General features: G+C 35.9%; 19 protein-coding genes, 16 tRNA genes, 1 rRNA gene and 1 pseudogene. 3 read left to right on the top strand and 34 right to left on the bottom strand.

Features of this window, described 5'->3' with window-relative positions; all coding sequences use genetic code 11:
- Positions 1 to 33: 33 nt before the first annotated feature.
- The 3 genes and pseudogenes from HRG09_RS24300 to HRG09_RS24290 all read right to left on the bottom strand — a co-directional run bounded on the left by HRG09_RS24300 (position 34) and on the right by HRG09_RS24290 (position 2,198).
- Positions 34 to 865 (bottom strand): annotated as a pseudogene (locus tag HRG09_RS24300) (ankyrin repeat domain-containing protein).
- Positions 838 to 1,782 carry an alpha/beta hydrolase family protein gene (locus HRG09_RS24295; protein ID WP_174103402.1) on the bottom strand — a complete coding sequence of 315 codons (945 nt, stop codon included), beginning with the start codon at positions 1,780 to 1,782 and terminating at the stop codon, positions 838 to 840. Before HRG09_RS24295 ends, HRG09_RS24300 begins: the two are co-directional and overlap by 28 nt.
- A 161-nt stretch (positions 1,783 to 1,943) precedes the next feature.
- Positions 1,944 to 2,198 (bottom strand): hypothetical protein, encoded by a 255-nt coding sequence (locus tag HRG09_RS24290; RefSeq protein WP_174103400.1) that lies wholly within the window; start codon positions 2,196 to 2,198, stop codon positions 1,944 to 1,946.
- Positions 2,199 to 2,452: 254 nt separating this feature from the next.
- Here HRG09_RS24290 and HRG09_RS24285 point away from each other — a divergent pair, with 254 nt between their 5' ends.
- Together HRG09_RS24285 and HRG09_RS24280 are read left to right on the top strand one after the other, a co-directional pair.
- Complete coding sequence (locus tag HRG09_RS24285; protein ID WP_174103398.1) at positions 2,453 to 3,757, top strand: CitMHS family transporter; 1,305 nt, start codon at positions 2,453 to 2,455, stop codon at positions 3,755 to 3,757.
- A 70-nt stretch (positions 3,758 to 3,827) separates the two neighbouring features.
- Positions 3,828 to 4,937 (top strand): AbrB family transcriptional regulator, encoded by a 1,110-nt coding sequence (locus HRG09_RS24280; protein WP_174103396.1) that lies wholly within the window; start codon positions 3,828 to 3,830, stop codon positions 4,935 to 4,937.
- Between the two features lie 63 nt (positions 4,938 to 5,000).
- Here the strand turns inward: HRG09_RS24280 and HRG09_RS24275 are convergent, their stop codons facing one another.
- On the bottom strand, positions 5,001 to 5,693 hold the full coding sequence (locus HRG09_RS24275; protein ID WP_174103394.1) for a response regulator: 693 nt from the start codon (positions 5,691 to 5,693) through the stop codon (positions 5,001 to 5,003).
- Positions 5,693 to 7,303, bottom strand: coding sequence for an ATP-binding protein (locus HRG09_RS24270; protein WP_174103392.1), 1,611 nt, complete (start codon positions 7,301 to 7,303; stop codon positions 5,693 to 5,695). Before HRG09_RS24270 ends, HRG09_RS24275 begins: the two co-directional genes overlap by 1 nt.
- A gap of 172 nt (positions 7,304 to 7,475) precedes the next feature.
- Here HRG09_RS24270 and HRG09_RS24265 point away from each other — a divergent pair, with 172 nt between their 5' ends.
- Positions 7,476 to 8,270 (top strand): EcsC family protein, encoded by a 795-nt coding sequence (locus HRG09_RS24265; RefSeq protein WP_174103390.1) that lies wholly within the window; start codon positions 7,476 to 7,478, stop codon positions 8,268 to 8,270.
- A 45-nt stretch (positions 8,271 to 8,315) separates the two neighbouring features.
- Here the strand turns inward: HRG09_RS24265 and HRG09_RS24260 are convergent, their stop codons facing one another.
- The 29 genes from HRG09_RS24260 to rrf all read right to left on the bottom strand — a co-directional run bounded on the left by HRG09_RS24260 (position 8,316) and on the right by rrf (position 24,544).
- Positions 8,316 to 9,875 carry a flotillin lipid rafts scaffold protein FloT gene (locus HRG09_RS24260; protein WP_174103389.1) on the bottom strand — a complete coding sequence of 520 codons (1,560 nt, stop codon included), beginning with the start codon at positions 9,873 to 9,875 and terminating at the stop codon, positions 8,316 to 8,318.
- 12 nt (positions 9,876 to 9,887) lie between these two features.
- Complete coding sequence (locus HRG09_RS24255) at positions 9,888 to 10,436, bottom strand: NfeD family membrane protein (RefSeq protein ID WP_174103387.1); 549 nt, start codon at positions 10,434 to 10,436, stop codon at positions 9,888 to 9,890.
- 453 nt (positions 10,437 to 10,889) lie between these two features.
- A complete protein-coding gene (gene yhbH, locus HRG09_RS24250) occupies positions 10,890 to 12,065 on the bottom strand; it encodes a sporulation protein YhbH (protein WP_174103385.1) in 1,176 nt (391 codons plus the stop codon).
- A 657-nt stretch (positions 12,066 to 12,722) separates the two neighbouring features.
- Entirely contained in the window at positions 12,723 to 14,618 is a 1,896-nt protein-coding gene (locus tag HRG09_RS24245; protein WP_174103383.1) for a PrkA family serine protein kinase, read from the bottom strand.
- A 396-nt stretch (positions 14,619 to 15,014) separates the two neighbouring features.
- Positions 15,015 to 15,503, bottom strand: a complete 489-nt coding sequence (gene trmL / locus HRG09_RS24240) for a tRNA (uridine(34)/cytosine(34)/5-carboxymethylaminomethyluridine(34)-2'-O)-methyltransferase TrmL (protein ID WP_174103381.1) — start codon at positions 15,501 to 15,503, stop codon at positions 15,015 to 15,017.
- Between the two features lie 58 nt (positions 15,504 to 15,561).
- Entirely contained in the window at positions 15,562 to 16,449 is an 888-nt protein-coding gene (locus HRG09_RS24235) for an amidase domain-containing protein (protein ID WP_174103379.1), read from the bottom strand.
- A 44-nt stretch (positions 16,450 to 16,493) separates the two neighbouring features.
- Complete coding sequence (gene queG / locus HRG09_RS24230; protein WP_174103377.1) at positions 16,494 to 17,636, bottom strand: tRNA epoxyqueuosine(34) reductase QueG; 1,143 nt, start codon at positions 17,634 to 17,636, stop codon at positions 16,494 to 16,496.
- Between the two features lie 197 nt (positions 17,637 to 17,833).
- Positions 17,834 to 17,907 (bottom strand) — tRNA-Gly (locus tag HRG09_RS24225).
- 114 nt (positions 17,908 to 18,021) lie between these two features.
- On the bottom strand, positions 18,022 to 18,675 hold the full coding sequence (locus HRG09_RS24220; protein ID WP_174103375.1) for a DsbA family protein: 654 nt from the start codon (positions 18,673 to 18,675) through the stop codon (positions 18,022 to 18,024).
- Positions 18,676 to 19,037: 362 nt separating this feature from the next.
- Positions 19,038 to 19,814, bottom strand: coding sequence for a transglycosylase domain-containing protein (locus HRG09_RS24215; protein ID WP_174103373.1), 777 nt, complete (start codon positions 19,812 to 19,814; stop codon positions 19,038 to 19,040).
- A 661-nt stretch (positions 19,815 to 20,475) separates the two neighbouring features.
- Positions 20,476 to 20,937 carry an NUDIX hydrolase gene (locus HRG09_RS24210; protein WP_174103371.1) on the bottom strand — a complete coding sequence of 154 codons (462 nt, stop codon included), beginning with the start codon at positions 20,935 to 20,937 and terminating at the stop codon, positions 20,476 to 20,478.
- A 146-nt stretch (positions 20,938 to 21,083) separates the two neighbouring features.
- The gene (locus tag HRG09_RS24205) at positions 21,084 to 21,803 is read right to left on the bottom strand and encodes a YebC/PmpR family DNA-binding transcriptional regulator (protein ID WP_174103369.1); all 720 of its coding nucleotides are present in this window, start codon (positions 21,801 to 21,803) and stop codon (positions 21,084 to 21,086) included.
- 276 nt (positions 21,804 to 22,079) lie between these two features.
- Entirely contained in the window at positions 22,080 to 22,667 is a 588-nt protein-coding gene (locus HRG09_RS24200) for a PRK06770 family protein (protein ID WP_174103367.1), read from the bottom strand.
- 341 nt (positions 22,668 to 23,008) lie between these two features.
- Positions 23,009 to 23,090: transfer RNA gene (locus HRG09_RS24195), tRNA-Leu, on the bottom strand.
- Between the two features lie 10 nt (positions 23,091 to 23,100).
- Positions 23,101 to 23,171, bottom strand: a tRNA-Cys gene (locus HRG09_RS24190).
- A 10-nt stretch (positions 23,172 to 23,181) separates the two neighbouring features.
- Positions 23,182 to 23,256: transfer RNA gene (locus HRG09_RS24185), tRNA-Gly, on the bottom strand.
- A gap of 5 nt (positions 23,257 to 23,261) precedes the next feature.
- Positions 23,262 to 23,336 (bottom strand) — tRNA-Gln (locus tag HRG09_RS24180).
- 114 nt (positions 23,337 to 23,450) lie between these two features.
- Positions 23,451 to 23,526: transfer RNA gene (locus HRG09_RS24175), tRNA-His, on the bottom strand.
- Between the two features lie 12 nt (positions 23,527 to 23,538).
- Positions 23,539 to 23,612 (bottom strand) — tRNA-Trp (locus HRG09_RS24170).
- A 14-nt stretch (positions 23,613 to 23,626) separates the two neighbouring features.
- Positions 23,627 to 23,710: transfer RNA gene (locus HRG09_RS24165), tRNA-Tyr, on the bottom strand.
- 10 nt (positions 23,711 to 23,720) lie between these two features.
- A tRNA-Thr gene (locus HRG09_RS24160) sits at positions 23,721 to 23,796 on the bottom strand.
- Between the two features lie 15 nt (positions 23,797 to 23,811).
- Positions 23,812 to 23,887 (bottom strand) — tRNA-Phe (locus tag HRG09_RS24155).
- 9 nt (positions 23,888 to 23,896) lie between these two features.
- Positions 23,897 to 23,972: transfer RNA gene (locus HRG09_RS24150), tRNA-Asp, on the bottom strand.
- A gap of 3 nt (positions 23,973 to 23,975) precedes the next feature.
- A tRNA-Met gene (locus HRG09_RS24145) sits at positions 23,976 to 24,052 on the bottom strand.
- A 30-nt stretch (positions 24,053 to 24,082) separates the two neighbouring features.
- Positions 24,083 to 24,158, bottom strand: a tRNA-Val gene (locus HRG09_RS24140).
- 4 nt (positions 24,159 to 24,162) lie between these two features.
- Positions 24,163 to 24,237, bottom strand: a tRNA-Glu gene (locus tag HRG09_RS24135).
- Between the two features lie 10 nt (positions 24,238 to 24,247).
- Positions 24,248 to 24,339, bottom strand: a tRNA-Ser gene (locus HRG09_RS24130).
- A 5-nt stretch (positions 24,340 to 24,344) separates the two neighbouring features.
- Positions 24,345 to 24,419 (bottom strand) — tRNA-Asn (locus tag HRG09_RS24125).
- A 9-nt stretch (positions 24,420 to 24,428) separates the two neighbouring features.
- Positions 24,429 to 24,544, bottom strand: a 5S ribosomal RNA gene (gene rrf, locus HRG09_RS24120).
- Between the last annotated feature and the right edge of the window lie 69 nt (positions 24,545 to 24,613).

Raw genomic sequence — 24,613 nt, 5'->3', positions numbered from 1 at the left:
GACTTCCGCTTATCTCTTTTTTCATAACCTATATTATTCTGTAGGTTGTTTGATAGTTTCATTTGCTCCTGCTACTCTTAACATATTCGCCATTTCTTTAAATCCTCGCTTCTCCGCATGCTCTAGTGGAGTAACCCCTTCTCGGTCGGCCATATTTACATCTGCCCCATGATCAATGAGCAGCTGAACAATTTGCTTATGATTTTCACTGCCATTACCAAGAACAATTGCTTCTAGTAACGCCGTCCAACCAAGGTCATTTCTATAATTCACATCAATATCTGTACGATCCACTAGCTCTTTTACAACTTCCACATGTCCTCTTTCAGCTGCCGGAATGAGCGCTGTTCCACCACGATGATTTATTTCTCTAATATTCGTTCCTGCATCGATTGTTAGCTTCACAATATCAACATAACCCTCTTTGCTCGCATAAAGGAATGGATTTTCTTTATTTTTATCTTGTAATTCAATATCTGCACCTGCGTCAATCAATGCTTTTACTGTCTCAACGTGATTACGATACGTTGCTGCCATTACAGGAGTTTCTCCTTGATCCCCTGATACATTTATATTTGCTCCATCTTTTATTAATTTCATAGCTGTTTCTGTATCACCTAGTGTCGCAGAAAGTAATAATTGCTTATCCATTAAATTCATACTTTTTTTCTCTTTGTTCTCTTCTTCCTCTTTATGTGTATTCTCTTGTTTGTTTTCATTTTTCACTTGAATCGGCTTAGATTCAATCTCTTCTTGCTTCTCACAAGCCACTATCATAATGAAAATCCCTATTAACACAAATAATAACAACTTTTGTTTCCTCACAACTTACAGCTCCTATGAAAGATAATGTTTTTTTAACCATCCCTTCATCACATGTAACAACTCTTCTTCAATACATTTATCCATAAGCCCCTTATATTCCTTCATTAATCGAATCATTGTATGCTTATGTTCATAATTTCTTAAAATATGGTTCATGTTCGGAATGATATGCCATTCTGCTTCACCATTAACATATGAAGCAATCAGTTTAGCATGCTCAGGCGGCACTTGTATATCCCTGTCTCCCGTAATTGCTAAAACAGGACATGACACTTGCTCTAAATATGTAACTACATTATATTGTAACTGTTCTCTTAACCATTTTGCATTCACTTTTGTCCCTTTTATCCATATAACAGCTTCTGTTGAATCTTGCACCTTTTTCGTAATTACCTCATTCTGCTTTTGCATCCGCTGTGGAATCTTCAACATTTTAGATAACCAACCAAGGAATCCTGATTCATTTTCTAATTCGTTGACAACTTTATCTATTTGTCTTTCCAAAAGTAATTTAGATGGTTCCGCTGCACCAGCAAGTAATACTAATCCCCCAACTGATTCCCTTGCGTAGACAGCTGGCGCAAGTAAAGCTCCTTCACTATGCCCAGCAATAATAACACGTTTGGGGTCTATTTGTGGATGATCCTTTAAAAATCTAATCCATAAAACAGCATCATCAATAAAGTCTGTCATCCCTGATTTATAATAATTCCCCTTACTTTTATGAGTACCACGTTTATCATAGCGAAGTACTGCAACGCCTAAAGAGGTAAAATAATCCGCTAATTCTTTATATAAGTTTAACTGTAAACGACTTGTATTTCCATCACGATTGCCTTTTCCAGTACCGCCAATTATTAAAATAGCTGGATACGATGCAGAATAATATGTAGGGAGTGTTAATGTTCCTTGAAGTGTATACGCACATTCCATCGTCACAAACAGTTCTTTCCCCATGCTTATTCGCTCCTCACTGTTTTTCAGGAATAATATATAGTTAAAATCGGTCTTCTTTCCTATCCTATGCCTATATTATCAAAAATGAGAACAAGTATATATTAGATGAAGAACTCTATTGCTAATAAAAAAGATGTGTAGCAATTTCTACACATCTTCTATCATTCACAACCAGTAATTAGCAAATCATCTTCTACTGTAAGTAGCAATGTATTCACATCAATTTCTTGACCAACCTCTATATTTATAGATTGTATATGACCACTAACTCCCACCGCTACTTTCTCCAATGTTCCGTCATTTTTTCGAATCGTCATTAGTTCCTCCCATTCATATACGTAAGATGATTCATCAACAAAAATTTCTTCCACTCTTCCTTTATATGAACTACAGATCTCTTCATTCATTGCTTTCATTCAAAATCTACTCCTTATTTCACGCTTCACAATTTCCTCATCTATTCTATCATTATTAAAATAAATAGATTATATTTTTAAAAATTCAAAATAAAACTCATGAACAAAATGATCAAAATGACAATTATGCGTTTAATAACGTTATTTTGCTAATTATTTACCATCGCTATTCTAGCCTTTATGATAAATAAAAAGTTTTTTCTGAATTTTCAACACAAAATGAAAGCGTAATCATTTTTAGAGGGGGAGATTACATGTTAGCGATACTCGGATTTACAATGGTCTTTGTCTTTATGTTTTTAATTATGTCAAAACGTATGTCAGCACTAGTTGCATTAATCTTAATTCCTATTGTATTTGCATTAATTGGGGGATTTTATGCAGATGTAGGACCAATGATGCTAGATGGAATAAAGAAATTAGCACCAACTGGTATTATGCTTATGTTCGCCATTTTATATTTCGGAATTATGATTGATAGTGGCTTATTCGATCCTGTCATTAGTAAAATCTTGAAATTTGTAAAAGGCGATCCTTTAAAAATTGTTGTTGGTACAGCTATTCTAACGATTATCGTTTCTTTGGATGGTGACGGCACAACAACATATATGATTACCGTTTCTGCCATGTATCCACTTTATAAACGCCTTGGAATGAATCCACTTATATTAGCTGGGGTTGTTATGTTAGGAGCAGGAGTGACAAACCTTACACCTTGGGGAGGACCAACCGCTCGAGTTATGAGTGCACTTGGTCTTGATGCATCCGAACTCTTCACACCTCTTATTCCAGGAATGATTGCTGGTGCAATTTGGGTTATTTTTGTTGCCTACTATCTCGGAAAAAAAGAAAGAAAACGTTTAGGAATTATGGATGTACAATATTTAAAGAAAATGCAAACAATCGATGAGCAAGCTGCAACAGTCGAAGCTGTATCACATAAACGCCCTAAACTACTCTGGATTAACTTTTTATTAACAGTTGCCTTACTCGTTTGTCTCATACTAGAAGTTATGCCATTACCAGTTTTATTTACAGTCGCTTTTGCTATTGCCGTTATGATTAACTACCCAAACTTAGAACAACAGAAGGAACGTATTGCTTCTCACGCTGGAAATGTATTAGCAGTTGTTTCTCTTGTATTCGCTGCTGGAGTTTTCACAGGTATTCTATCTGGAACAAAAATGGTAGATGCGATGGCTCAAAGTGTAGTGACTCTCATACCAGATGCGCTTGGACCACAACTTCCGATTATTACAGCTCTTCTAAGCATGCCGTTCACATTTTTCATGTCCAATGATGCGTTTTACTTCGGTGTACTACCTATTTTGACAAAAGCCGCTGCCGCTTACGGAATTAGCGCCGCTGAAATGGGACGCGCTTCGTTACTCGGACAACCTGTTCACTTACTAAGTCCACTCGTCGCTTCCACTTATTTATTAGTTGGAATGGCAAAGGTTGATTTTGGTGAACATCAACGTTTTACCTTACTATGGGCAGTTGGAACAACACTGGTAATGTTAATTGTTGGTATTATTACTGGCATCATTCCGATATAATCCGTAACGAAACTTCTTTGAAAGGAGTTTCGTTTTTTCAGTCAATATAAATAAGAAAGAAGGCTACAATATGATATTATCTAATCTTTTATTACTAATATTCGCAAGCTTGGGTGGTTACATACTCTCTTTAACTGGTTTGTCAATTGGGTGGTTACTTGGTTCCCTAATTATTACAGGTCTCCTTACTTATCTCAAACCAGCCTGGATGCAAACATTAGAAGAGCAACCGCAACAAGAAAAAACCCTTCTTTCATTTCAACATATTGGTCAATGTATCATTGGTATTGAATTAGGACAAAAATTAACAACTGATATTCTTTTTACGTTTCAACAGCATTGGCTAATCATTATTATTATGATTATTGGCTCCATTGCTCTCGCCTTATGCTCTGGTTTGATTTTATGGCGTTTTGGCAAAGTAGATTTATTTACGAGCCTATTTAGTGCCACTCCTGGAGGGTTATCTGTTATGCCTACACTCGCCTCAGAAGTAGGTGTAAATACCGCAATAGTTAGTATTGTCCAAACAATTCGTGTCTTTTGGGTGCTTGGTACAATTCCGCTTCTTTCTGTCTATTGGATTCCCCATAACCCAATTGTATCTCACCTAAAAAACGATCCTATTAGTTCCCCATTTTGGACAACCTTTTTAATCTTTATCGCTTGGATCGGTTATCGAATTGGAAAAGTTTTAAGACTCCCTTCACCTTGGCTTGTCGGAAGCATGATAAGTGTTGCACTCATACAAGCTCTATCTACACATTATGTTAGTAATATTCCAACAGCCTGGTGGCCACAATGGATTATGGTTTTAGCCCAAATTTTCATTGCAACTAGCATTGGGTGTCGTTTTAGTAAAGAAATGTTTATTGGTGTAAAACAAACAATCATAATAGGTTTATTTAGTTCTATCGGCCTGATTGGAATCTCTATATTGTGTGCATTCTTTGTTTCTTCCGTCACAAATATTCCACTAGTTACTTCTATACTAGCTCTTGCACCTGGCGGAATTGCAGAAATGACAACAACCGCAATCATTTTACAAACAGATGCTACATTTGTAGTCACAGTTCAAGTAATACGCGTTCTCACGATTCTTGGATTGCTACCTATTTTCTTTAAATTCCTTTATGAATATTTACATCACAAAAGATCTAATGTTCATAAAACAGGATAATAACAAACTCTCCTTATAAAAAAGTAGAGGCAATAAAAGCCTCTACTTTTTCTATTCTATATTTCATGAAGAAATTCGAAAATATCTTCTTTCTGGTCTTCCAACACTCCCATATATAAGCTCTGCATGAATCTTCTTTTCAGAAATTAAGTACTCTAAATAACGCCTTGCTGTGGAACGACTTACTCCTACCTGTAAACTCAACATTTCTGCAGTAATACCTTCTTGTCCAACCATTAACACATGCTTTTTAATTTTCGTTAATGTTAAAGGATCTATCCCTTTTGGAGCATACACATCTGAATTCACTTCTTCATTTTTTTGAAACCATAGATTCTCAATTTGTTCTGGAGATAATTGTTGATGTGTTTTTAATTGCTGTATTTTCTTTTTATAATTTTCTAAACTTCTTTTAAATCGATCAAACATAAGAGGTTTTACGATATAATCTGCTGCTCCCCCTCTTAATGCATGGTGGACAACTTCAACTTCTGATGCCGCTGTAATCATAATTATATCTGTATCGTTTAGATTACGTCTTATATATGTAATAAGTTCCGTCCCCTGCATATCCGGTAAATATACATCTAGTAAAACAAGTTGGGGAGAAACGAGATCTAGCCACTCTTTCGCTTGTTCTCCTGTTGTTGCAGTTCCAATTACCTTAAATCCTCCTACTTTTTCAGTAAAACGACGATGAATCTCTGCAATGCGAATATCGTCTTCCACAATTAGTACTTCAATCCCCTCATTCATTACAATTCGCCTCTTTCTTTTGGCAATGCAACTATAAACAATGCACCACCTAGATCCCCTTTTTCTAGTGCGATACTCCCATTTAAATCTTCAACCAACTCTTTTACCTTTGCTAATCCATAACCTCGCTTTTCTCCTTCTTTTGTCGAAAATCCTTTGTCAAATATGTATGTAATTACCTCATCATCAATTCCACAACCCGAATCTTCAACTTCAATGACAATTTCCTCTCCAATATCTGTTACAAACATTCTAACTTGTTTTTCATACTCCTGATTATATTCAACTGCTTCAAAAGCATTGGTGATTAAATTCCCTAAAATAGAAACAACGTGATTACTATCAATATGAGAACCTAAACTTTGCAAACTACTCTCGCAATCTAAAATAAAATTAATTTTCAATTCCCTAGCACGATTATAAAATCCTATTAAAATTCCACCTAACCACGGATTGTGTATACGTTTTATAATAAATTGAACAAACTCTTGATATACAGCAGTCTCCTTATGAATAAGCTCTAACGCTTCATCATATGACTCTAATTGGATAAGACCTGAAAGCGTATACAACAAATTGTTATACTCATGTGTCTGTGCTCGAAGCGCCTCTGTATAACGTTTCGCTTGAGAGAGTTCCTCTGTTAACTGATCCATCTCTGACTTTAAACGAAAACTAGAAACGACCCCAATTACGACGTTGTTTACCTTAATAGGTAATCGATTTACAATTACAGCTTGACCCTTTATATCTAAATAGCGATCAAATTGCTCTTCTCCAGTTCGGAGCACATCTAATATAGAAGAGTTAGGAATAATTTTCAAAATAGACTCTCCAATAATCGTCTGATCTTTTCCAAGAGAAAGAATTTCATACGCTGCCTGATTGACTAAACGAATATCCCCTTCTTTATCTATTACCATAATCCCTTCCCGTACAGATTGAATAACGGCACTATACTCTTCATATAGAGAGGAAATCTCTTCTGGTTCAAAACCGAACATTAATTTTTTTATACTACGTGCTAAATATATAGAACCCCATATCCCAATAACTAATCCAGCCATCGCAATCCAAAGCACTCTCTTCCCATATGCCTCTGCCACTTCATGAATATCCTCCATAGAAAAACCAACAGATACAACCCCGATAATACGATTAGTCTGATCACGAATTGGCACTTTTCCGCGTAAAGAAGGTCCTAATGTCCCAGTCGCTTTAGAAATATATGATTTTCCTTCCTGTAAAACCCCTTTGTTATCTCCACCAACCATTTCTTTTCCAATTTTTTCACGCAAAGGATGTGCATAACGAATGCCATCTTTATTTCCCACTACGATAAAATCTGCATCTGTTTCTATCCGTATTTTCTCAACAATTGGTTGAATGATAGCAGATGGATTTTCCTTCTGAAATGCTTCTTGAATTTCAGGTATAGCAGCGACTGTTTTAGCAACATGTAACGCCCTTTTACCAATTTGCTCTTCCACTGTTTTAGATACGATATAATAAAAAAGAAAACTCGTTAAAATAAGAACAAAGAAAATAAGTGCACTAATCGTTAACGTAATTCTTGGCTGTAATTTTAATTTTTTAAACTTCAAAATCATTCCCCTAACTTTCATTGCATATTACTTTGTGAAACATGGATGAAAAAAGAAGTCACCTATTTTCTTTTTTTAATGTTATATCCATTATAACTAAATACACTAAATTTTGTTTATTATTAAAAAACTATTGAGTAAAATAAACATATATGTCTATACGAAAGTAGGTTGAAAAATGGAATCAAAGGAGCTTTTATTAAAGGAAATTACAATGATTGAAAAATGGGAGAAAGAGCAGGAGGATCTTTGGTTCTTTGAAAAGTGGGGGAAAATCCCTTTTGCTATTCTTGATAAGCTCACGCCCAAGTTTATTCATAAAAAAATTAATCTTTTACTAGACGAGCTTATTCAATATCTTAATTCTGGAAGTAAATATTTAATTCATCCACAAACAACAATAGAGAAATTTGAAAACGCTGCTTCCTTAACAGATGTTCAAAAATTCCCTTTAAGTGAAATGGATTCAATCGTTGATAAAATGATTAAAAATAGAAAGTCTGTCGCAACTGCCCAAGGAGCGACAACTGGCTTTGGTGGTATCTTCACACTGGCAATTGATATTCCAGCTATTTTAAGTATGTCACTAAACGTTTTACAAGAGATTGCCATTTGCTACGGTTATAACCCTGAAGATATGCAAGAGAGGTTATTTATCGTAAAATGCTTACAATTTTCTTCATCTGATATGGTAGGAAAACAAACAATTCTTCATGAATTAAAACATTTTGATTCTCGTGCCAATCACGATGACAGTATGTCACAAGTTAAATCATGGCGAGAAGTGTTTACTGTGTATCGTGACAATTACGGGTGGAAAAAGCTATTTCAAATCATTCCTGTTGCTGGAATGATTTTTGGAGCTTATTTAAATCGAAAAACTATTGAAGAAATTGCTGAAGTAGGTAAGATGCTTTATAAGAAAAGAAGAGTGTTAGATAGATTAAAAGAAATGGAATACAACTCTAACTAGCACGCCAGAAGGCCCCTACTGCTAGGGGCCTTCTTTCCTTACTTTTTACTTCTCACTTTTCTCTTTTTCTTCCACTACCTGCACAACAGGTTTCTCACTCACCACTTGCTGTACAGCACCTTTTCCAGCAAATCCTTCCAATAACTCTTTTAAATCAATACCAGAAGAAGCTTTTAATGTTTCTTGCATCGTTGCCATTAAATCAGTCGCATACCCTGCCACTTTTCCAGCGCCGCTGTTTTTCCCACCGCCGCCTGTATCAACAACAGTAATTTTATCGATATTGCTAAGTGGACTTGCAACTTCTTTCGCATAGCTTGGAAGCATTTTAAGAACCATATCCATAATTGCCGCTTGACCATATAATTCAAATGCTTCTGCGATTTTTTGTTTCGCTTCTGCTTCTGCTAAACCTTTTAACCTAATAACATCTGCTTCTGCTGTACCTTGTGCTTTTTGAACTTCCGCTTTTGCTTCCCCTTGTGCCTTTTCAATTTCGGCCTTTGCTAAACCTTCTACACGTACTTCTTCCGCACGTGCCCTTGCTTCTGCTTCAATCTTATATTGATCTGCATCTGCTTTTTTGATTTGTTTTACTTTTTCCGCTTCCGCTGATTGTTCAACCGCATAACGATCTGCATCTGCTTTTTTCTTTACTTCTGCGTCATATTGTTTTTCACGACGCGCAATTTCTTTTTCTTCTAATTCAATTTGCTTTTCACGCTCAATGATTTTAACGCGCATTTGTTCTTCTGTAACACCTTGTTGTGCTTTTGCTTGTTGTAATTCATACGAAAGGTCCGCATCGGCACGTGCTTGCTCTTGCTCTCTCTTATATGATTGCACTTTTAATTCCTTATGCTTTTCAGCTTCAGCAATTTGTGCATCACGTTGATACTCGGCTTCTTTTGCCTCTTTTTCTGCACGGGCTTTTTCAATACGTGCCTCTTTTTCACGCTCTGCATTCGCAATCGTTGCATCACGTTTTACTGTTGCGATTTGCGGTTGACCAAGCGCATCTAAATAACCATTTTTGTCCATAATTTCTTTAATAGTAAACGAGACAATACGAAGACCCATTTTTTTCAAATCAGTTGAAGCAACTTCATGTACTTTTTGAGCAAATTGCTCTCTATTACTATAAGCATCTTCCACTGTCATCGAAGACAAGATAGCACGTAAATGACCTTCTAATACCTCTTTTGCTTCTACTTTTAACTCTTCGGTTTCTTTTCCTAAATATTGTTCAGCAGCTGTAGATACTTCTTCAATTGTTGAACCTACTTTAATAATAGAAACACCATTTACTGTAACTGGTACCCCTTGCTTTGTATACGTATCACGCGTTCCAACTTCTAATTTATAATTTAGTAAACTAAGAGGTTCTGCTCGTTGCATAATCGGCACTACAAAAGTACCACCACCACGAATAATTTTAATTTTCTTTCCATCATCTGTTGTAACAACGTTCTTTCCCCCGCCAAGCCAGTTCCCGGTAACAATCAATGCTTCATCTGGACCAACTGTACGGTATTTTGTAATAAACACCAAAATAAGTAAAAGTAAAATTGCGAGTAATACACCACCGATAATTAATGGAATCATTCAAATTCCCCCTTATAACTTTGGTTTTTTTAAAGAATAAGCGATGTTTTGTACAAGCAAAACACCATCTTGAACTCCCTCAATCATAACTTGTGTTCCTTGTATAATATCTTTCTTTCCAACTGCCTTAGCTGGTATCGCATTGCTTCCAAATTTCGAAGAGACTAGCACTTCCCCAAAGCCTTCTTTCGGGATAGTAATAATCACTTCTCCTTTGCAGCCAATAAATTCATCCATACGTTGCACTGTATTTTGTTCAGCTTCTGCAATTGGTTTTAAAATCAATATCTTCATTAAAAAAACACCAATAAAGGATATACCAAAAGAAAGACTAAAAATAACAATACTATTCAAAGAAAATAAGTACTCACCTATATAACTAAACCCACAAAGCATTGCAAGGAAACTGAGCAACAGCGTTACAATGGAGACAGATCCACCGCCAAAGCTAAATATGGACTCAAATACATCTCCAAAAAAGATATAAATAATAGTAAGTACAGTAGCAATAATAAATCCATATAAATAAATTGTTTCAAGCGGATACCCAAACAATGTCATGCCTTATCCCCCTTCATTATTGCTTCTCTCTTTGTTATATGTATGCCTCACCTCTTTCAAGAATTATTTTTCTTAATTTTCAGTTATTTATTATTAAGAAAAACCTGGACGACAGGCTCTCTAAAAAAGAACAGGAGAAGCCTATTGTGACAGGCTCCTCCTAGAAAATAACCGATATATTGTATATCTATATAATATACTATTCTACATAAAAAGTAAAGTTTTATATACATTAACTTTACAATTTTTCCTTTATTTGTATAAAAAATAGTATGTTATATAATTAATAGTACCTTATTTCAGCAAAAGCAAAGAAGTTAGGCGGGGGATCCACTGCCCCCAAAATCCCGATTAGTGAGGGCTGATAATGAGTAGGGATAAAAAAACCACGAATTAAAATTTCACTTTATACCATTATGTTTGAGCACAATAAAAAACCCCTTAAAAAAGGGGTTATGCCATTTTTTCACCTGATTCTTCTCTAAAAAAGCTCTTCATTGCGTGAAACACGTCCGCTTTTTGTTTTAAAATATAGTACCTGAAATTCTCATCTTTAATATTTTTATAGGCTGACATAAGCGTACTGTGACGATTATACTGATTTACTTCTCCATATCCAAACATATTACATACCTTCATCAATTCTTGTACAAGCTTAACACAACGAGCATTATCTGATGTTAAATTATCCCCATCTGAAAAATGAAATGGATAAATATTATAGCGGTCCGGTGAATACTTTCCATCTATAATCTCGAGTGCTTTTCTATAAACAGAGGAACATATTGTTCCTCCACTTTCGCCTTTTGAGAAAAACTCTTCTTCTGTTACGACCTTCGCTTCTGTATGATGCGCAATAAATTCTATATCTACAGTTTCGTACTTTGTACGTAAAAATCTTGTCATCCAAAAGAAGAAACTACGCGCCATATACTTCTCCCACATCCCCATAGATCCACTCGTATCCATCATTGCTAATACGACAGCTTTGGAATCTGGCTTCAGCACTTCATTCCACGTTCGGAACTTCAAATCCTCTTGGCGAATCGGATGAAAAGCAGGCTTTCCATTCATCGCATTTCGTTTATAAGCTGATATCATTGTCCGTTTTTTATCAATATTTCCCCATAGTCCTGTCTTTCTAATGTCATTAAATTCAATATGTTCAATACGATTTTCATCCATTTCTTTCCGTTTTAAATTAGGCAGCTCCAACTCTTTAAAAAATGCTTGCTCTAATTCTAAAATTGATACTTCTGCTTCATAATAATCTTCTCCAGCTGCATCTCCTGCACCTTTCCCTTTTCCTGGTCCCTTTTGCTTTTGACCACTTGATCCATCTCGTGCAACCACATCACCAACTTTACTATCACCAGTTCCTTGCCCAACATGTTTATTCTTATCGTAGTTATATCTAATCTTATATTCATCTAAAGACCGAATTGGTATTTTAACAACGTCCCTACCATTAGACATAACGATACTTTCTTCTGTCACAAGGTCCGGTAAGTTGTTTTTAATTGCTTCTTGCACTTTTTCTTGATGGCGTTGTTGATCGTCATGTCCTTTGCGATGGAGGGACCAGTTTTCCTGTGAAATTGTATAATTTGGTTGATTTTCTTCGCCCATCCTTTTCCCTCCTTACTGTAATTTTCCTTCATTTTCTCTAATAAACAGGAATATACGGATTTGAGGTTATGATATCGCAACAAAAATAATTAAAAAGTATCTGTTCATTAGAAATGACCTTTCTCAAAATCATAAGGCCCCATAGCTTTTTTACGTATTGCCCCGAACTTCTTTAACAAAACTTTAGCATCCATTTAAATTTAAAATTTCTTTACCTGATAAGAAAGAAACACAATTCATTGTTGCACACTTTTTCGATCTGCAACATATTGTATTGTGTTGGCTTTTTCTGTATGAACGGTTGGTTACTCTATCATATGCGTATTGTAAAAATAATTGACAAGAAATTCATGAAATTACACCTTAATTTATTATATTTGGACAAGTCCATACATAAAATGAAACATTCACTTTGAAAAACCGACATCAAACCTACTTTTTAGGTGAAAAAGAGCATCGAGCCGAGTGTAGTAGCGGTCCGTTCTCTTTTAAGCCCCATGCCATGTGAAAACAAAAGGAAGAAGTTAGTGGTGATTTCTTTTTGTTTTCATAGCTGCAATTTAGATGTGATTTATACAATAGAGTTTCATCACTTCAATCAGATAGATATAAAAACGCTGCCTCTGGTTTCATAAGAGACAGCGTTTTATTATCAAACTATCGATTCAACAAGCTACCTACATAGCGAAGTAATTCATTCGCTGATGAAGAATTGTAGCCATGTTCATCGATTAAGCGTGCTACAACATCATTAATTTTCTTCAGCTGATTTTCGTCTGGTGTTTTCGTAGATGTTGTAATTTTCACAACATCTTTCAGATCGGCAAATAATTTTTTCTGGATTGCTTCGCGAAGACGCTCATGTGAATTGTAATCAAAACGTTTCCCTTTACGAGCATAAGCAGAAATTCTTATTAAAATTTCTTCTCGGAATGCTTTCTTCGCATTTTCTGAAATGCCAATTTGTTCTTCAATAGAACGCATAAGCTTTTCATCTGGACTCATTTCTTCACCTGTTAACGGATCCCGTAATTTTGATTTATTGCAATATGCCTCAACATTATCTAGGTAATTATCCATAAGTGTCTTAGCCGATTCTTCATATGAATACACAAACGCTTTTTGTACTTCTTTCTTAGCAATGTCATCGTACTCTTTTCGTGCTAATGAAATAAAATTCATATAGCGTTCCCGGTCTTCATTGCTAATGGATGGATGTTGATCTAATCCATCTTTTAACGAACGTAATACATCAAGCGCGTTAATTGATGGTACTTCTTTTCTAATAATAGTAGAAGAAATACGGTTAATGACATAACGCGGATCAATCCCACTCATACCTTCATCTTGATATTCACGCTGCAATTCTTCGACATCAATTGCATTGTATCCTTCAACCATTTCTCCATCATATAAACGCATCTTTTTAATTAAATCAATATCTGGGCGTTTCGGATCCTTGAGGCGTGTTAAAATCGTAAACATCGCTGCGACGCGAAGTGTATGCGGCGCAATGTGCACATCTGCAACATCACTTTCATAAATCATCTTTTCATAAATATGTTCTTCTTCACTCGCTCGTAAATTATATGGAACAGGCATTACTATAATTCTTGAATGTAACGCCTCATTTTTCTTATTGGAAATAAAGGAACGATACTCTGTTTCATTTGTATGCGCTACAATTAATTCATCCGCTGAAATAAGAGCAAATCGCCCAGCTTTAAAATTCCCCTCTTGCGTCAGAGATAATAGATGCCATAAAAATTTTTCATCGCATTTTAACATCTCTTGAAATTCCATCATTCCACGGTTTGCTTTATTTAGCTCCCCGTCAAAGCGATATGCACGCGGATCTGACTCTGAACCATATTCTGCAATTGTAGAAAAGTCAATGCTTCCTGTTAAATCCGCAATATCCTGTGATTTTGGATCTGAAGGACTAAATGTACCAATTCCTGTCCGACGATCTTCCGAGAAGAAAATCCTTTCTACAATTACATCTTCAATTCTTCCACCGTATTCTTTTTCTAGTCGCATCACATTTAACGGCGACAAATTCCCTTCAATTCTTACGCCATACTCTTCATAAAAATCATCACGTAAATGATGTGGTATTAGGTGAAGTGGATCCTCATGCATTGGGCAACCTTTTATCGCAAAAACGGCTCCACGATCTGTACGCGAATATGTCTCTAATCCTCGTTTTAACATCGTAACTAACGTTGATTTACCACCGCTAACTGGCCCCATTAATAATAAAATCCGTTTTCTAACATCTAAACGTTTTGCAGAAGGATGAAAATATTCTTCTACAAGACGCTCTAATGCGTCTTCTAATCCAAATAACTGATTGCTAAAGAAATTATATTTTTTTCGCCCTTCTACTTCTTCAATACCAGCGTCTTTAATCATATTGTAAATGCGAGAGTGTGCAGTTTGAGCCACCCATGGTCTTTCTTTCACAAGCTCCAAATACTCCGCAAACGTACCTTCCCATTGTAAACGTTCTTCTGCTTCTCGATGTTGTTCAATTTTCTTTAGAATATCCATTATAGCTCCTCCCCCATCTCCTTGTTCAATCGGATTATTATAAAAGGTATGCGAGGATGTCCTTAAACATTCTTCAAATCAAAATGAAATCTTCTACAAACATTATAAATTTCACCCCAAAATTAAAAGAAAATTCGGTATAATGAGTTTATCAGGGAATTTCCCCCTCATTTTCACAAACATCACTTCTTTACTTCCACAGAATCTACATAAACTTCCGATTAAATTAGCTAAAATACGAAGAAGGAGGATTCATATGAAATTATTATTAATTTTAGGTGTATCACTTACATTCCTTACTGCAATTTTCACTTCAGGTTATAATGATAAACCAGGTACAAACAAAAAGTGATGAGCCTAGGCTCATCACTTTTTATTATTAATTACATACAGACTTTAGTATACAATTTCTAAATCTAAGCCTGGATAATTTTGTTGACGAAATGCTTCATAAATTAAAATCGCCGCTGTATTAGATAAATTTAAAGAACGTACTTTGTCAGTCATTGGAATACGTAAACAATGATCGAAGTTTTCTTCAATTACGTTTGCTGGCAGTCCGTTTGTTTCTCTACCAAATACAAAGTAATAATCTTTCTCAGGCTTACTATAATCAAACGCTGTATGTGCTTTTTCACCATACTTTGTTAAATAGAAAAATTCACCGTCACTATTTTTTTCATAAAACTCTTCAATTGAATCATAATACGTAATTTTTACGTGCTCCCAATAATCTAATCCCGCACGTTTTAACATTTTATCATCCGTTGAAAACCCTAATGGTCTAATTAAATGTAATTCTGTTCCAGTTGCTGCACAAGTACGTGCAATATTTCCTGTATTTGCTGGAATTTCTGGTTGATATAAAACAACATGTACTCCCACGTGATATTCACCTCAATCTTTTGTCTACTACGTATTATACCACTTGAATGAAAAATCTCTACCTATTAATAATATGAAAAAATTTATATTTCATTTTCGGCGTATATTTACTGGAATCTTCATAATTCCAATACCGCCTGCGGCTATTAGCAGAATGGGCATTTACAAGCGGCATACCATCTGCATCTTTTGCTACAACGATTGTTGTATGATTCCATCTACCATCATCTTCAAAATCATAAACAATAACATCACCAAGTAGAAGGTCTTCCGGCCTTTCTACTGCCTTAGCGCGTAGTCCTGTTGTAGCCCCTGATAAATACCAATAAAATGAATGAGCGACTGCCCAACTCCAGCTCCACTGATTCTCCCGTTGCCACCATCCTTTACGAATGTTAGGATACCCAGTCATTGGTGTTTCACCAGCATGCAGACACTGCGAAATAAAATTCGTACAATTATCAGGAAAATTACGATATGCTGGATTCCGATCATCCCACCAATGCTCCGCATATTTAACAGCTTCTAAGCGATTATATTGATACGAATCATAATTTCCTTTCTTTATCTCACGCTCTAACGTTTCCCTTTGGAATCTTTCTTCTTTTGTTTCAATATCTTTATCTTCTACAATACGTCCATCTTTTAAATAAACACGTCGTTCTAATTGTTCTTCTTCCATATAGAATAATTCATGGTGACGAATTAAATATTTTAAATGAACCTGATAATCTACTTCTTGATATTGCTTACTATTCCACTGTCTTATAAAAGATACATCTGCTGTTGCCTTTACAATTTCAGCATCACGATTTTGAAATAAATTCCTTTTTCGCTGTAATACTTGTAGTAAATCAGCAGGAATCTGATCTACACTCGTACGTTTATTTGTAATATACGCTAAAAATTGTTGCATCTGTTGTTCAAGTTTTTGTTTTACCAACATTTCCTCTCCCTCCCATATTAGAATATGAAAAAGGGAGACATTATCTACTGTTTTTTCTCAGCTAACATTTCAAGACCGCGATTCATTTCATGAAGAACTTCTTCATCCTTTTCACGTTCCATCGCCTTTTCAATTGCTTCGCCTACACCTTCACCACCAATTTTTCCTAGAGCCCATGCTGCAGTCCCACGAATTACTGGTCTTGGATCATCTTTCATAACACCAATTAAATCAGGAATTGCTGTGGTTTCCTTGAAATGAGCAAGGGCTAAAATCGCATTTCGTTGCAACGGTTTTTTCCCGCGCCATGATCCAGACATAATACCGTATTTTTCTTTAAAATCTCGGTTACTTATCGTTAATAATGGGGTTAATAGTGGTTTAACAAGCTCTGGGTCTGGCTCCATTTCTGGATGATTATGAAAATCCTTCCCTCTGTTCTTTGGACAAACCGTTTGGCATGTATCACAGCCATAAATACGGTTTCCAATTTTATCTCGATATTCTTCTGGTAGAAATCCTTTTGTTTGTGTTAAAAAAGCAATGCATTTTTTTGAATCTAACTGTCCCCCCTGCACAAGTGCACCGGTTGGACAAATATCAATACACTTTGTACAGCTTCCGCACTGATCTTCTATTGGCTGATCCGGCGGAAATGGTACATTCGTAATCATTTCACCTAAATACACATAGGAGCCAAATTCTGGCGTAATAATGGAACAATTTTTACCGCTCCATCCAATACCAGCACGCTCTGAAACTGCACGATCGCTTAATTCTCCTGTATCCACCATTGATTTTACTTCTATATCTGGAAGCTTCTCAATTAAATACGCCTCTAATTTTTGCAAGCGATCTCGTAAAACAAGATGATAATCTTGTCCCCAAGAAGCACGACAAAAAATACCTCGGCGTTCTCCACGTTTACTTAACGGTGCATTTTTCAACTTGGATGGATACGCTAATGCAATTGCAATAATGGATTTTGCTCCCGGCAATAGTAACTGTGGATTTGTTCTTTTTTCAATATCAGGCTCTTCAAAGCCAGACTGATAATTTAATTGTTGTTGCTGAATTAAACGCTGTTTTAATTCTTCAAATGGTGAGGCACTCGCAAACCCTATTTTATCTATACCAATCGTTTTACTATACGCTATAACATCTTGTTTTAATTGCTCAAAATCCATGCTTTGCCTCCTTCTACGATGAATACATATACTTAGTCATCTACTGATGGTTAGCAATTCACTTCGTAATCATATTCTTTATTTCTATTTTCGCATAAAATCATTATTTCCAAACATTAAAAAACGCAATGCCTCGTTTATCTTAGAAACGAAACACTGCGTTGATCACAATGTATTATGAAAATATAAATAATATCTGGAGCGGGTGAAGAGAATCGAACTCTCGACCAGAGCTTGGAAGGCTCTTGTTTTACCACTAAACTACACCCGCAAATGTGAAAAAAGATAAGCTATTCAAATAACTTATGTAAAATAGTATAGCACGTTACAAAAACCTAAGCAAGAATTTTATCGAAAAAAGTCGAAAAAGTGATGAGTATACTCATCACTTTTTCAATGCTTTATCAATTTCCTTTTTTATACTATCATAATCTGGATTTGCAAGATTTCCATTTACATATACTGAAGGAGCACCTTGTACTTTCAGTTTTTGTGCACGGTCTGAATCTTTACGTACTTTATCTTGAATTTCTTTGCTATGTAAATCTTTTTTAAACTGATCTACATTAACTTTTGGAAGTTTTTCCTGCACTATATTAAGAAGCAGTTCTTCTGTAATCCATTCTTCAGTATCTTTCTTCTGACTTTGATAGATTTCATCATAGAATGTCCAGAAGGATTCAGGGTCCTGTTTATAAATCGCTTCGCCAGCCGCTGCACCTAAATCGGAATCTTTCCCGATAAATGGGAAGTTAATGAAATAAAACTGTACTTTACCTTTATTAATATACTCTTCTTTTAAACGAGGTAGTACCGTCGCATCCCAAGTTCGACAAGCTGGGCATTTAAAATCTCCAAATTCTACAACCTTAACAGGAGCATCTTTTTTACCTAAAGATTGCTGCGTGGAATAAGCAAACATCTCATTCCCTTTATCCTTTTTATCATTGATGATACTGTATGCAATTGTCCCAATTACAATTAATACCGCAATAGAAAAAACAATACCAAGAGCCATGATTTTATTTGATGATTTCATATACATTCCTCTTTAAATTCATATTCTGTATACATTGTTGTACACATTACACATGATATCAATACTTTTATACCTCATGCAATGAACACGCTCACATAATTTCCAAAAACTCAGCAAATGTGACAATATTGTGTCCCGTTTTTTTATATTGTATTCACAAAATAGGATCTTCCTTTAGCTTACGGCGAAGAAAAGCCATTATATAAGAACAATTTATGAAGGATCATATAATTGGATGTTCGTTTGACATGGTAAATGAAATTTTATCGGTGATTTTTCAAATATATCGACCATTCGACAAATAACAACCCATCTTTCATTCTCGGCACTCTAAAAAAGAAGTTCCTATTTAGGAACTTCCTTTAACTTACCGCTTTTTCACGAGCTACTTTTTGCAATGAATGCTTCGTTGGAATATCATGACGAATTACTAATTTTTCACTAATTGCTTGCATATATTCATCATGGTTAATATAACCTTCTTTTTCCATTAATTTCAAAACAACATTTCGTCTTTCTACTGCTTTATCATAATTTTGAGCAGGAGAATAATAAGAAGGAGCTTTCACAACAGCAGCCATCATTGCACTTTCACTTAATGTTAATTGATTAACCTTTTTTCCAAAGTATAGCTGGGATGCTTTTTCAATCCCCCATGCACCTTCTCCGTAATAAATATTGCTCACATATAATTTTAAGATCTCATTTTTAGTAAATGTACGCTCAATTTTTTTTGTATAAAAGACTTCTTTCCATTTACGAGAAAATGTACGTTCATTAGATAAAAAAGCATTTTTAGAGAGCTGCTGTGTAATTGTACTTCCGCCTTGTACAACACCACCAGCTTTTATATTTTCAATAGAAGCTCGAACAATTGCTATATAGTCTAGACCGTTATGATGATAAAACCTTTTATCTTCTGTCGCAATAAACGCGTGAGCCAAAGGTTCTGGTACCTCTAATTTAGCGGGTACATGTAACTTGCTAATATCACTTCGCTCAATCATTACATTTCCAATCAATAATAATGTACAACTAAATAATAATAATAAAATAATGGCCTTATAAAGAAATTTTGTAATTGGATTGAAGGCAACCTTTTGATGATAGTTGACTCTAGACAGTACTCGTTCTTTCATTGTGCACACCTCTTTTCCTAACAGCATATATACTTCTTACATTAAGAATAATGTTTCTTAAAGCAATCTCCAATTGATTTCTCTTACACTTACCTTACAATGTTGTAAGCTATAAAATACATATTCTAGCAGAAAAAGTAGCAAGCTTCTATATACATCCAAATTAAAAAAAACGACATAACCCCCTTTTTTAGTTGGGAGAGAGGATCCGGCCATGTATAGAAGCGGTCAGTGCCTTTTTTAGCCCCATGCCACGTAAGAACAACGGGAAAAAATGAGTGGAGATTCCTTTTTGTTTTCATAGCTGCGACTTATATGTCGGAAAATCAAAATGAATATATATATTCAGATGAATTGCTTTAAAAATCACATATCCTTCTTCTATTATATCACCTAGCATATTTTCAGTTTTAGTTGTTCCTCTCCTAATATTTTGTCTACAGCATTTTAAAAATCCAATTTGAACAATATAGATATAATACCAAACGAACGTTCTTGTAATCAATATCTATTTACATATATAATCTTACTACTTTACCTAGTTTCACCGATTATGCATCATACTAGACATTTTTACTTACACAATATAAGAAAAAAGAACAAGCTATTTGATAGTACCTCAAATAACTTGTTCTTTTAAATAAAACATAGATGAAATAACCTATAATCTTTCTATCAAATTATAAGGATCTACTTTCCAAGTTTCATATGGAATAAAATTTTTTGCTTTTATGGCATCAAGTGTTCTCGATTTCATATGAGGACGCGTTATATATTCATCAATATTATTTTCATTCAAAGCAATAAATTTTGCTTCTTTTATTTCTTCTTGTGGGACTTTTATTTCTCCGCTCGCATACTCCACCTTAAACACCACTGATAAAATATGCTTTGAGGCATTATAGTAAAGCCCTGTAATTCCAACTGGTTGCACTACGAGGCCTGTCTCCTCAAGTACTTCTCGACAAACTGCCTGATCAAGAGGTTCTCCCTCTTCTACTTGTCCGCCAGGCATTTCCCATGTATCAGCTCTCCACTGCACCTTTACTAATAGAATTTCGTTATTTTCATTCATTATGCAAGCTGAAACAGCAACAATATGCTTAGGTGTTTTATATTGCATCATATAGCCTCCAAAGAATATTTATCTCATTTTAAGTACAATATATATTAATATTCATTATTAAACTCAAAAATCCTTTTCTTTTAGGCTATAGATGATCTAAAAAACCTTTTGTTCTAAACAACAAAAGGTCTCTTTTTCATATATTATTCCCCTAAATCTACATTGTGGTAAACTTGTTGAACATCTTCTAAATCTTCCAATGCGTCAATCATTTTTTCGAATTGTGCTTGTGCATCTTCTGAAAGTGTTACATCACTTTGTGCAAGCATTGTTAGTTCAGCGACTGTGAATTCAGTGATACCAGCATCCTTAAGCGCTGCTTGTACCGCATGGAACTGATCAGGCTCAGCATAAACGATAACTGACTCTTCTTCTTCTAAAATATCACGTGCATCTACATCTGCTTCCATTAAAATTTCAAGTACTTCATCTGCAGTTTTTCCTTCAAGTCCAATAACAGCAGTCGCATCAAACATATATGCTACAGATCCATTCACACCCATGTTACCGCTATTTTTACTAAATGCAGCACGTACATCTGCTGCAGTACGGTTCACGTTATTTGTAAGTGTATCTACAATTACCATAGATCCATTTGGTCCAAATCCTTCATAACGAAGTTCATCGTAATTTTCTTCTGAACCACCTTTTGCTTTTTCAATTGCACGGTCAATAATTGTTTTTGGTACACTGTACGTTTTTGCACGCTCAAGTACAACTTTTAAAGCTTGGTTTGATTCTGGATCTGGTTCACCTTGTTTTGCCGCGACATAAATCTCACGTCCAAATTTAGCGTATACGCGGCTTGTATTTGCATCTTTTGATGCTTTCTTCTCTTTAATATTATTCCATTTACGACCCATTCTGTTCCACTCTCTTTCACGTTTAAATCTACATAAAAAATATTAATATGAAATATACTGTTTATTCAACACTTTTTCAAAATAAATACAAAAAGTTCATTATCGACTCACATTATTGACATAATATACATCGATATAATTTTGTTCATTCACCAAGTTATATTATACCTTAATTCTATAATTCATTACGAATTTAACACTCAAATAACATGATTTGACAGTTTCAATGAAAAAAGCCTCCCCAAAGGGAAGCTTCTAACTATAAAATATAGATGTTTATTTTCCTGAAATATGCTTAAGGTCTCCTGAGTTGTGCAGCTGACGTGTTACTTCATCCCCGAAATTATTTAAAGAAAAAGTTTGTTCTTCTAATGGATCCATAACTCCTGTAGCTTTACCAATGTTTCCTTCTTGTGATGTCCAAAAGTAGTTATGGTCATCTACAATTTTACTAAAATCTCTATTTATCCATCTTTCAGCAATTGCTAAAAGTTCTTGTTTCTTTTCAAAATTACTTTGACTTACGATATTTTTTACTATCTCAGCATTCTTTTTAGACATTGGGATTGCTCCCCACTTTTGAGCTGCTACTACTTTTTGGTGAGTCATACTATGCATTGCTGTAATGACATCATTTTCTGTAGAATCTTTAGTAATACGAAGTTTTTCATCTGCTCCTTGTATTCCACCAGTCATCGACTCTTTTTCTTTTGGAACTTCTGCATATTCGCTTTTATCTATCTCTGCGCTAGTCTTTTTATCTGCTGGATTATCTGCAAGTTCAAGCATTCCGAAAGTTATACCGATAGTAAGAGCTATTAATCCTACGATTGACCCCAACCAAATTATTATTTTCTTTTGCATCTTATTCCCCCATCTTACATTTCATCTAATACCCCATATTAAGAATATTATACCGAAAATGTATTATATATGTAACATTGGTAAATTGATGGTTTATTTTCAAGTAATGATTACAATTGAAATTGAACTTCAAAAAGGCGGTGGAAAATTTGAATGAATTAAAAACTGCGGAAAAAATTATGGGCGTTATCCAAAATTTAAGCAACGAGGAAGGATCGAAGTTGTTAACTATTTTATACGATGAACATTACAATAATCATCTTTACATTATTTTTTATCGTGTCGAAAAAAACAAAAAAGACTCCAACATTTCTGTTAAAGTCTTTTTCCACGTTATTTGATACCGATGGTCGGGGTCGAACCGACACTCCCGAAGGAACACGATTTTGAGTCGTGCGCGTCTGCCAATTCCGCCACATCGGCATAATAAGAAAGGCGGCAACCGGATTCGAACCGGTGGTAAAGGTTTTGCAGACCTCTGCCTTACCACTTGGCTATGCCGCCATATTAAATTTGGAGCGGAAGACGGGATTCGAACCCGCGACCCCAACCTTGGCAAGGTTGTATTCTACCACTGAACTACTTCCGCAAAAATGGCTGGGCTAGCTGGATTCGAACCAGCGCATGACGGAGTCAAAGTCCGTTGCCTTACCGCTTGGCTATAGCCCACCGAATTAATAATACATTGTATGTTTACAACACTTATTTTATTACCATTAATATTTAAATAAGACATTACATATCTTATCATAGTTAAATTAATTTGTAAATATTTAAAATAAATGGGGCGACTGATGGGAATCGAACCCACGAATGCCGGAGCCACAATCCGGTGCGTTAACCACTTCGCCACAGCCGCCATGTTATGTTTTGGCAGGGGTAGTAGGAATTGAACCCACACCGGAGGTTTTGGAGACCTCTGTTCTACCTTTAAACTATACCCCTATATGAAATTTAAATGGTGGAGGGGGGCAGATTCGAACTGCCGAACCCGAAGGAGCGGATTTACAGTCCGCCGCGTTTAGCCACTTCGCTACCCCTCCGAAACTTACATGGTGCCGGCTAGAGGACTTGAACCCCCAACCTACTGATTACAAGTCAGTTGCTCTACCAATTGAGCTAAGCCGGCGTATTTATTTGAAAATGGTGGCTCGGGACGGAATCGAACCGCCGACACGAGGATTTTCAGTCCTCTGCTCTACCGACTGAGCTACCGAGCCAGAAATAAATGGCGGTCCCGACCGGGATCGAACCGGCGATCTCCTGCGTGACAGGCAGGCATGTTAACCACTACACCACGGGACCATTTGGTTGCGGGGACAGGATTTGAACCTGCGACCTTCGGGTTATGAGCCCGACGAGCTACCGGACTGCTCCACCCCGCGATAATACTATTCATATATTATTTTTATATATGGTGGAGGATGACGGGATCGAACCGCCGACCCCCTGCTTGTAAGGCAGGTGCTCTCCCAGCTGAGCTAATCCTCCAAAGTGGTGACCCGTACGGGATTCGAACCCGTGTTACCGCCGTGAAAGGGCGGTGTCTTAACCACTTGACCAACGGGCCAAAAATATAATGGCGGAGAGCAAGGGATTCGAACCCTTGATACGCTTGTGACGTATACACGATTTCCAATCGTGCTCCTTCGGCCAACTCGGACAGCTCTCCAATCATGGCTCCGCAGGTAGGAATCGAACCTACGACCGATCGGTTAACAGCCGATAGCTCTACCGCTGAGCTACTGCGGAATGATATTAGCCTGGCAACGTCCTACTCTCACAGGGACAAGGTCCCAACTACCATCGGCGCTAGAGAGCTTAACTTCCGTGTTCGGTATGGGAACGGGTGTGACCTCTCTGCCATCATTACCAGACTACATTCACTTGAGACAAACATTATTATACTTGATTAATTCAAAAAGTCAATAATTTTTTATGTTCCC

The organism is Bacillus sp. Xin1 (assembly GCF_013314535.1).
Lineage (GTDB): Bacteria > Bacillota > Bacilli > Bacillales > Bacillaceae_G > Bacillus_A.
This window is presented reverse-complemented; position numbering and strand designations above follow the sequence as displayed.

Bases quoted from the DNA above. Each gene is read 5' to 3' on its own strand.
- HRG09_RS24295 (WP_174103402.1), bottom strand. From the start codon at position 1,782: ATGGGGAAAGAACTGTTTGTGACGATGGAATGTGCGTATACACTTCAA.
- HRG09_RS24290 (WP_174103400.1), bottom strand. From the start codon at position 2,198: ATGAAAGCAATGAATGAAGAGATCTGTAGTTCATATAAAGGAAGAGTG.
- HRG09_RS24285 (WP_174103398.1), top strand. From the start codon at position 2,453: ATGTTAGCGATACTCGGATTTACAATGGTCTTTGTCTTTATGTTTTTA.
- HRG09_RS24280 (WP_174103396.1), top strand. From the start codon at position 3,828: ATGATATTATCTAATCTTTTATTACTAATATTCGCAAGCTTGGGTGGT.
- HRG09_RS24275 (WP_174103394.1), bottom strand. From the start codon at position 5,693: ATGAATGAGGGGATTGAAGTACTAATTGTGGAAGACGATATTCGCATT.
- HRG09_RS24270 (WP_174103392.1), bottom strand. From the start codon at position 7,303: ATGATTTTGAAGTTTAAAAAATTAAAATTACAGCCAAGAATTACGTTA.
- HRG09_RS24265 (WP_174103390.1), top strand. From the start codon at position 7,476: ATGGAATCAAAGGAGCTTTTATTAAAGGAAATTACAATGATTGAAAAA.
- HRG09_RS24260 (WP_174103389.1), bottom strand. From the start codon at position 9,875: ATGATTCCATTAATTATCGGTGGTGTATTACTCGCAATTTTACTTTTA.
- HRG09_RS24255 (WP_174103387.1), bottom strand. From the start codon at position 10,436: ATGACATTGTTTGGGTATCCGCTTGAAACAATTTATTTATATGGATTT.
- yhbH (WP_174103385.1), bottom strand. From the start codon at position 12,065: ATGGGCGAAGAAAATCAACCAAATTATACAATTTCACAGGAAAACTGG.
- HRG09_RS24245 (WP_174103383.1), bottom strand. From the start codon at position 14,618: ATGGATATTCTAAAGAAAATTGAACAACATCGAGAAGCAGAAGAACGT.
- HRG09_RS24235 (WP_174103379.1), bottom strand. From the start codon at position 16,449: ATGTTGGTAAAACAAAAACTTGAACAACAGATGCAACAATTTTTAGCG.
- queG (WP_174103377.1), bottom strand. From the start codon at position 17,636: ATGGATTTTGAGCAATTAAAACAAGATGTTATAGCGTATAGTAAAACG.
- HRG09_RS24220 (WP_174103375.1), bottom strand. From the start codon at position 18,675: ATGAAATCATCAAATAAAATCATGGCTCTTGGTATTGTTTTTTCTATT.
- HRG09_RS24215 (WP_174103373.1), bottom strand. From the start codon at position 19,814: ATGAAAGAACGAGTACTGTCTAGAGTCAACTATCATCAAAAGGTTGCC.
- HRG09_RS24210 (WP_174103371.1), bottom strand. From the start codon at position 20,937: ATGCAATATAAAACACCTAAGCATATTGTTGCTGTTTCAGCTTGCATA.
- HRG09_RS24205 (WP_174103369.1), bottom strand. From the start codon at position 21,803: ATGGGTCGTAAATGGAATAATATTAAAGAGAAGAAAGCATCAAAAGAT.
- HRG09_RS24200 (WP_174103367.1), bottom strand. From the start codon at position 22,667: ATGCAAAAGAAAATAATAATTTGGTTGGGGTCAATCGTAGGATTAATA.